The following is an 8,146-nucleotide window of genomic DNA, read 5'->3' on the forward strand; positions in this document are numbered from 1 at the left end:
GTACTTGATGTCCTGACCGGCAACAACATTCGAACCCGACACCGGATCAGAAGACTTCACCACAGCAATCTTCGGAGACAGAACCGGATGCTCCGTCGTCACCGGCGGAGGAGTGATCTCCGGACCCGTCGGCGGCTTCGCAGTACCGGTGACCTTGTTGTTGATCAGAACCCCGCCGGCAACACCATCGTTGATCTTCACCTGATAAGTCAAAACAACAGACTTACCCGGCTCCAGAACACCAGTCCACGAGAGCGCCGTCCCCGACAGCGTCGGAGCAGCGGCAGCAGCACCGTCGACAGTCGCCTTCAGCGAACCGTCCACCAACACCGCGTTGTCGAGAACCTTCGACAGATCATCGGTCAACACAACAGGATTGAGCGTCGTCTTACCGGTGTTCGTACCTGTCACCGTATACGTGATCGTCTGACCAGCATTGACGCCGGTACCCGACGCAGGATCGGCAGTCTTCGCGACAGTGAAACCGGGAACCGAGTGATTCGTCTCAACCGGCGGCGGAGTGATGTCCGGACCGGTCGGCGGCTTCGCAGTACCCGTGACCTTGTTGTTCAGGACCGTACCCGCAGCGACACCGTCGTTGACCTTCACCTCGTAGGTCAGGACAACCGACTTGCCGGCTTCGAGAACGCCAGTCCACGAGAGCGTCGTACCCGACAAAGTCGGAACAGCCACGGAAGCTCCGTCAATGGTCGCCTTCAGCGAACCCGGAACGACAGCAGCATTATTGAGGACCGCACCCAGATCGTCATTGATCTGTACCGGATCAAGCTTCGTCTTGCCGGTGTTGGTGCCGGTGACGGTGTACTTGATCGACTCGCCGGCCTGAACCGTCGAACCGGAGATCGGATCAGCAGTCTTCTCCAGTTTGAAGCCGGGAACCGAGTGATTCGTCTCCACCGTAGGAGGAGTGATGTCCGGACCGGTGGGTGGCTTCGCAGTACCGGTGACCTTGTTGTTCAGAACCGTGCCCGCGGCAACGCCGGCATTGACCTTCACCTGGTAGGTCAGAACAACAGACTTACCAGCCTGGAGATTGGCGGACCACGACAAAATGCTGCCCGACAGGGTCGGAGCAGCGACAGCAGCACCGTCGACGGTCGCCTTCAGCGAGCCCGGAACGATGGCAGCATTGTTGAGAACCGCACTCAGATCGTCTTTGATCGTCGCGGGAGTCAGGGCCGTCTTGCCGGTGTTAGCACCGGTGACCGTGTACGTAATGGTATCGCCGGCCTGAACCGTCGAACCTGTCGCGGGCACAGCGGTCTTCGCGACTGTGAACCCGGGCATGGGATGCGTCGTGCAGAGATTGGTTGCAGGATCGCATGTTGTGGGAGGAGTTGTTGTCCCCGGAACGAGGTAGTTGTTCAGGACTTTGTTACCACCGTCTTTGACCGTGACGGTGTAGGTGACTGTCCCTTTGCCGCCGGCTGGCAATGTGCCGCCGACTTTGATTTTGTCGGCGCCATCCAATGCAGCGGTGAGTCCGCCGGTAGCAGCACCGACCGCAACCGTTCCGTCATCAATGACGTCGGCAAGGAAGTCCGTGTAGTCGATCAGTGCCGGCGCAGTGCCGGGATTCTCGAAATTCAGAGTGTAGGTGATTGTTTGGCCGATATTGACCGTCTCACCGGTAGGTGGTGACGACGACTTCTTCACGAGAACCGGGGTGTTCTTGACCTTGCAATACACGTTGTCACCCGGTGTAAGTGCTGCCTGCGCAACGTCACCGACCCTGAGGGCCTGGGTCACGCCGTTTACCTGGCAATCCCACGATGTCGCATAGTTCGCGGTCTTGGTCGCCGAGGTAGTTGGCTTCTCCCAGAACGTGACAGGGGTGGGCGTGGTATCTGCGAGGAGCGTCCGCCAGCCAGTCGATGCCGTCGTATCAGTCGCACCGGTCGTGGTGCTCTTGATCTCGGTTGCTGCAGCGGCGCCTGCATCAGCGTGGTGTCCGGTGCTCATGCCGATAGTGAAATCGTCACCGGGGGTGACGCGCGTGAGGTCCTTGTCGATCTTGACCTTCGACAGCAGCACACCGAACGCCAGGCCCTGACGCGAGGTCGCCTGAACGGTATTTCCGAAAGTGGCTGCGAAACTTGTCGGAGCAGTCGATGCAACGACTAGCGTTCCGGGCGTGCGCCCCTGGCCATTGACGTTGTTCCACGAATCGCATCGGACGGTATTGGCTGGCATACCCGTCAGCCCACCGTCACAGGCCCGAATTCCGGGGTAGGCAGGATCACTGTCGTCACCGACGGTACGTGCGATCTGCCGTAGAGGCTTGTCCGAATTGAAAGTGAGGAATTCACGGTCGTTCGTAGTATTGATATTCGCGTCTGTCGACTCGGCGTCGGCTGCTACGAGCCCGTAGTTGTTGACGGCGCCATTCGGCCCCGTCATCACGATGTTCTTCAGCGAGACTGTTCCACCGGACTGACCAGCGGTGGCTGAGGTTTGGTAGATCGCCGGCTTGATCGTCGTCGGCACACCCGTGTACGCGGAAGTTCCCAACGCTGCATAGTGCAACGTGGGAAATGCCTTCGTTTCGATCCCCTGGTGTGTCTTTCCCGCTACCGAGTCGGTGAGGAAAGCCTTGAAGTTGATCTTGTAACCGTCGGTGAGCTGGATTTCCATCGACTGCCCTGCCGCAGAAGCAGCCGTTGCCGCATCGAGCGTCGACATATCGATCCAGCAGATGTTCTGCGAGAACGGACCGGTGCCGGGGGCGCTGAATGCGCAGCCTTTTGCAGGCTGTTCATCCGGAAGAACAGCGGCGCGAGCCGGCGCCTGAGCCTGAACGGGGCCGCCGAGCGTCGCGGCCGGCTGCGCTGACGCAACCACTGCCGTCGCGCCGGAGATACCGAGAATCATCGCGATGGCGGTCCATACCACCGTCCACGCTCGCACCCAGGGCGGGAGCCCTGCGGTGAATATGGCCGACCTTGTCGGCGGTATGTCGTTAGGCATTTCTTACTCCCCAGGATGTGCCTGATCGATGTTCGATGGACGGAGATGCGAGAGCGCTGGCGCGAACTCCCGGTTGATCGGTTGGTTCGGGTCGATGCGCCTGTTTTCGGCTGATCGACCTCACACCGGACGCTGTTGCCGGTCCTGTCATTCGAGCTCCTCTTCGGAAACACCTGCGTGTTGGAAGAGCCGCCCTGAACAGGACCTTGGCCCTCGAAATCCGCGCAAATCGAGAGCAACCTTCCAGTTATCAGGAACAAGATAACAGATAACCGGGAGCTTGCCCATCGAAAGTCGGACAAAGCAGACCGATCGACGTTTTTGTTCGTAGATCGGACAAGCTTCGAGGAGCAGTGTTGTCCGAGCGGACAATTCAGCCCTCGGAGTGCGGCACCGCGGCGAACGCGATGACATTCAACGTTTCCGCTGACCAGATCGGGTGACGACCAACCTCGAGGAAGGTACGGAATCTGGACAAATGCCCAATATGGATAAGGCCTGTTGGATGCGCCACAGACCCTCGAACGACGGTCGGAAACCCCGTCCTGAATGGAGTCCGATCACCCGTGCGAGCACGTCGAAATTGATCGAATTGATCCAGACCACACTCAGCGACGGCTGCCGGTAACGAAGCATCCCGAGGCTCCGATAATTGGATTGCGAGGCACCAACTTCGCCCGAAACCGGGCGGCCGCCTTCGATTCAAACCCAACTTCAAGTCCGTTTTGTAGCTTTTCAGGCAGAGCAGTTCTGCTCATTTTCTGCCATAGCTATTTTCTGATCCTGCTCAGCTAGTCGAAAGTTCAGCGACCGTGGCTACCGCCCGGCAGAATTCTCGTAACTGACGAGCAACAACCGGACTAACCAGCCAAGCGTCACAAGAGTGCCAAAAAGGGCCCTTCCGCGTGCCTCGAGGCAAATGCATCGAGGGCGAAAGGGCCCGAACCGGGCACCACGGAGCCAAGGGCCCCGCCGCAAACTAGCTGCTGCCGAACCCCACACTGTTGGCGTAGCGATCGAAATCGCCCTGGGCTCCGCTGTAGACGTTGATATCAGTGTTTCCGGTGATTCCGGGGATGCGTCCGGTGCTGGTGTACTGCCAGAAAGTCCAGTTGGACCAACCGCCGGGTAGCGGCCCCGGTGCGTTCTGCCCGTTGTAATCGGCGATCCACAGCGGGTAGTGGTTGAACTCGGTGGTGTTGGCCATCTGAGTACGCCAGAAGTTGGGATACGTGTAAATGATGGGCTGCCGCCCGGTAAGTGCCTGGACTGTATTCAAGTAGCGATGAGTCCAGTCGATGACCTGCCCGGCGGGCAGTCCCTTCGCGTCCTCGAGATCCAGAACGGGCGGGAGGTCACCAGGTCCGTTGATACCCAGGACGATCGCCGAATAGAAGGCGGCCTGGGCTTCGGGGGACTGGCGAACGTCTGCGTAGTGGTAGGCCCCGCGCGAGACGCCGGCAGCACGCATGACCAGGCAATCCTGGATGAAGTACGGATTGACGTAGTTGAGCGACTCGGTGGCCTTGACCATCGCGAACTCGTGCCCTGACGCCTTGACCTGGAACCAGTCGATTCCGGTTCCGTCCACGTGTTGCCACGAAGAGACGTCCGGGCCACGGGGAGCGTCGGCAGCGGCGAGGCCAGGTGCCGTGATCGCGATGGCAGCTGCCATCGCGATCGGGGTGAGCTTGCCCAGTGTCCTGACGATCCGTCGCTCGACCATTTCCCGAGACTAAGGTCGACTAGTCCGTTTTGTCCCCTAATTCAGGGAATGTTCACTCAACCGAGCCAATCGAGAACAGCCGCAGCGGTCCACGACTGTTGCATACTGCCCAGCGGCTCACCGGTGAAAGGCTCGTAGTATTCGGCAAAACTGCCATCGCTGGCCTGCCGCAACCCCTCCGAACGTAAGACGTGCGATCTCTCGGCCCACCCCCGACGCGCGAACGCCCACGAGAACAACCACGTGATCACCGGCCACACCGGGCCACGCCAATACTCCCGAGGACGGAAATCGCCGGAAACCGGAGACGTCGACGGTGGGACAGCAAACCGCATGTCCGGGTGACCACAGAATTTGGGCCCCTCGAAAGTGCGCAACAGAGCGCGCTCGGCATCGCGGCTCAGGCCGCCGCACAGCAACGGCGCAAACATCGCGATGGTCTCGGTATGAACCCATCGCCCGGTGCGAAGATCGAAATCCTTTGCTGCACCTGATCGTTCATCGGTGGTGGCAATCACGCCCTGCCGGAATCGATCTGCCCAACCGCGCAGATCACGGACGTCGGAGTTCGGCCGCGAATGCTCCTCACCGATAGTTGCCAAGACGTCGCATGCCATCGAGAAAACCGCACTGACAAACACGTCCTCGACGGCAAAACTCATGGCAGTGGCGAGTTGAGAATCCTCGTACCGCACGGCCTTCATCTCTTCGAGAAGCCAAAGGTAGCGGTCGTATTCGTTATCCGTGGGCCGCTGAGACAGGTCCGTCACCACAGCGAGATCAGCACGCTGATACGCAGGAACTTGTCCCGCAACAACATTCGCGTACGCCAGATCCCACCGCGGAGAGTTGTCCATCCCAGATTCCCACCCGTGATAGAGCGCGATACGGCCGTTGCCGTCGAGATCGCGGGCCTCCGCCAACCACCGGTGCCACCGAACCAGATCGCTCCAGCGCCGGTCGAGGAACTCTTCCGCGACCGCACGCGTCGTACGTCCGTGCCGACGCGAATGATCGAGAATCCGCTGCACCGCGATCGCGTGAACGGGGGGTTGGGTGATTCCCGATGTAGCGGTACCCAAAGGAGCATGCGCTGCCAACGCATTGACATCCCACCGCGTCGGGCCGGGGAAGTAGCCGTCGACACCGTTCGCGAACACGATGTGCGGAATCATTCCGTTCTTCCACTGAGCCGAGAGCAAGGTATCGAGCTCTACTACCGCCCGTTCGACGCTGAGCGGCGCCAGACCTACCGCCACGAACGCGGCGTCCCAGCTCCACATGTGGGGATACAGCTTCGGGGCAGCGCTGGTCATCGTGCCCAGGTCGTTTCCGCGCAGCAAGTAGGCAGCTCGGGCGGCGAGTTGAGTCGGGGTAAATCCGCGGTCGGCCATAGATGTCTATTTTGCGACGCGTCGAGCCTTTGCGCTCACCGAGCACGAATCCGGCGCTGCAGCCGCAATAATGAAGGAAGTCCGTCAGGTGATCTCGGAGTGGAGGCCTAGTGCGCGAGAAGATCAAAGCACTGCTGTTCGACGTCCAGGGCACAGCGACCGATTTTCACAGCACACTGTGCCGAGAGGCCCGTCGAATCACCGACGCCGACGTGGACTGGCCAAGATTCGTCAATCTCTGGCGCGCTGAGTACTTCGCGAACACCTCCGAGGCCGACGACTCCACAGGCGAATGGGTGACAGTACATTCGGTGTACCGCGAGGCTCTGCGCAAGCTGTTGGCCCGCGAGAGCATCGAACTTTCCGATGCCGAACAGGAAGAACTCACCACCGCCTGGAAATTCCTGGACCCGTGGCCCGACACTGTCGCTGGCCTGACAACCCTGCGCCAGCAGTACACAATCGCTGCCTTGTCCAACGCCGACGTGAATGCCGCAGTCAGCATCTCCCGGCACGGAAATCTGCCATGGCATGCCGTCTTCACTGCCGAAATGGCCGGCGTCTTCAAACCAGATCCGAAGATCTACCACCTGGCTGCTCGATATCTCGGGTACGACCCGGCCGAGATCATGATGGTTGCCAGTCACAAATACGACATCCGGGCGGCCAAAGCTCTCGGATTCCGCACAGCCTTCATAGCTCGACCACTCGAATTCGGAGCCAGGGGCAATCCCGATGTGTCCTTCTCCGACGAGTTCGACATCAACGCCGAGGACTTTCTCGATCTGGCAGCGCAATTGGTCCACTGATCCCGTGCCTGCGCGTCGTTGCTGGTATTCCTACGTGAAGGAATATCGAAACGGACAGGCGGTTTGGAATTCATGGGCACCAAGGAAGACAGCGCTACCCGCGAACGCAAGGCCCTGCGGTACTCGCTCGTGGTCGCAACGGCGTTGGCTGTGCTCGCCGCATTCTGGGGCTGGATCTCGCAGTCCCAGGTGATCCTGCTCGACGGTGTGTACGCCCTCATCGGAATGGTGTTGACGGCGCTCTCACTGCGGGTCTCGCGGATAGCCGACTCGGGCCCCACCGCACGCTTCCCGTTCGGTAAGGAGGCATTGATCCCGGTCGTCATCGCTGTCCAGGGCATGGCACTACTGGCGACGCTCGCCTACGCTGCAGTCGAGGCAGTTCGTGTCATCCTCGCGGGCGGAGCCGACGTCACCGCGGGGTCTCTGGTGGCATACGGCGCTGTCAGCGCGGTGGTGTCGATCATCATCTGGCGCTACGTCCGACAAGTCGACCGCACATCTGATCTGCTCGTCGCCGAAGCCAGGCAATGGGGAGCGTCGGCTGCCTTCAGCGCGCTGGTCGCAGTCGGTGCTGTCGTCGCAATGATCCTGGGCCGCACCGATTTCTCCGACGCCGACCGATATGTCGACTCCGTCTTGGTCCTCCTCGGCTGCGCGATGCTGGTCCCGCAACCGTACGCACTTCTGCGAACCGCACTGATCGAACTCCTCGAAGGTGCTCCCGGCGAAAACGTTCAGGCCCGCGTGCACGATGCCATCGCCGTCGTCCGCGACGAATTCGGCTTGGACGAACCGACTCTCACCATGAGCAAGGTGGGTCGCAAGCTGTATGTCGAAGCGACGTTCATGGTCGCGCCACACAGCTGGGACATCGACGGTGAAGACGCAGTACGACGCTCGTTCGCCACCAGCCTCGCCGATCTCCCCTACGAACCGTGGCTGAACATCGAACTGACTACAGATCCGGCGCTGATGCTCTAGCGACGGAATCTGCTCTCGAACAACAGAATCACGACGGCCGGGCCCACCTCACCTTCCCGAAAACGTCCTTGACTCGAAAGTATGTTCGAGTATGATGGAAGGCGGAACGGGGGGGGTTCTCATGACGATCAACATCACCGACGATGCCGTCACCGACGTGGTCAACAACTCCGCCGTGGGTGTGCGCGGACGATTGTGGCGGCTTCACCCCAGCGACGTCCGCGAGATCGCCATCACCGCGTCAG

At 60.4% G+C, this 8,146-nt stretch carries 5 protein-coding genes; 2 read left to right on the forward strand and 3 right to left on the reverse strand.

The window, feature by feature from the left end:
• The 3 genes from AC1Q61_RS27150 to ggh form a co-directional block, all read right to left on the reverse strand.
• The coding region (locus AC1Q61_RS27150) for a DUF7927 domain-containing protein (RefSeq protein ID WP_492654910.1) at positions 1-2,988 on the reverse strand (2,988 nt) is incomplete at its 3' end.
• 979 nt (positions 2,989-3,967) lie between these two features.
• The gene (locus AC1Q61_RS27155; protein ID WP_370334015.1) at positions 3,968-4,663 is read right to left on the reverse strand and encodes a glycoside hydrolase family 25 protein; all 696 of its coding nucleotides are present in this window, start codon (positions 4,661-4,663) and stop codon (positions 3,968-3,970) included.
• Between the two features lie 107 nt (positions 4,664-4,770).
• On the reverse strand, positions 4,771-6,108 hold the full coding sequence (ggh, locus tag AC1Q61_RS27160) for a glucosylglycerate hydrolase (RefSeq protein ID WP_042449890.1): 1,338 nt from the start codon (positions 6,106-6,108) through the stop codon (positions 4,771-4,773).
• A 110-nt stretch (positions 6,109-6,218) separates the two neighbouring features.
• On the opposite strand from ggh, the gene AC1Q61_RS27165 reads away from it, so the two are divergent.
• Positions 6,219-6,917: a haloacid dehalogenase type II gene (locus AC1Q61_RS27165; protein WP_007735269.1), complete on the forward strand. Its 699-nt coding sequence runs from the start codon at positions 6,219-6,221 to the stop codon at positions 6,915-6,917.
• A gap of 72 nt (positions 6,918-6,989) precedes the next feature.
• A complete protein-coding gene (locus tag AC1Q61_RS27170) occupies positions 6,990-7,901 on the forward strand; it encodes a cation efflux transmembrane domain-containing protein (protein ID WP_064113954.1) in 912 nt (303 codons plus the stop codon).
• Positions 7,902-8,146 lie beyond the last annotated feature (245 nt).

The sequence above is a fragment of the Rhodococcus sp. MPR-R1B genome (genome assembly GCF_058793255.1).

Bases quoted from the DNA above. Each gene is read 5' to 3' on its own strand.
- AC1Q61_RS27155 (WP_370334015.1), bottom strand. From the start codon at position 4,663: ATGGCAGCTGCCATCGCGATCACGGCACCTGGCCTCGCCGCTGCCGAC.
- AC1Q61_RS27170 (WP_064113954.1), top strand. From the start codon at position 6,990: ATGGGCACCAAGGAAGACAGCGCTACCCGCGAACGCAAGGCCCTGCGG.
- ggh (WP_042449890.1), bottom strand. From the start codon at position 6,108: ATGGCCGACCGCGGATTTACCCCGACTCAACTCGCCGCCCGAGCTGCC.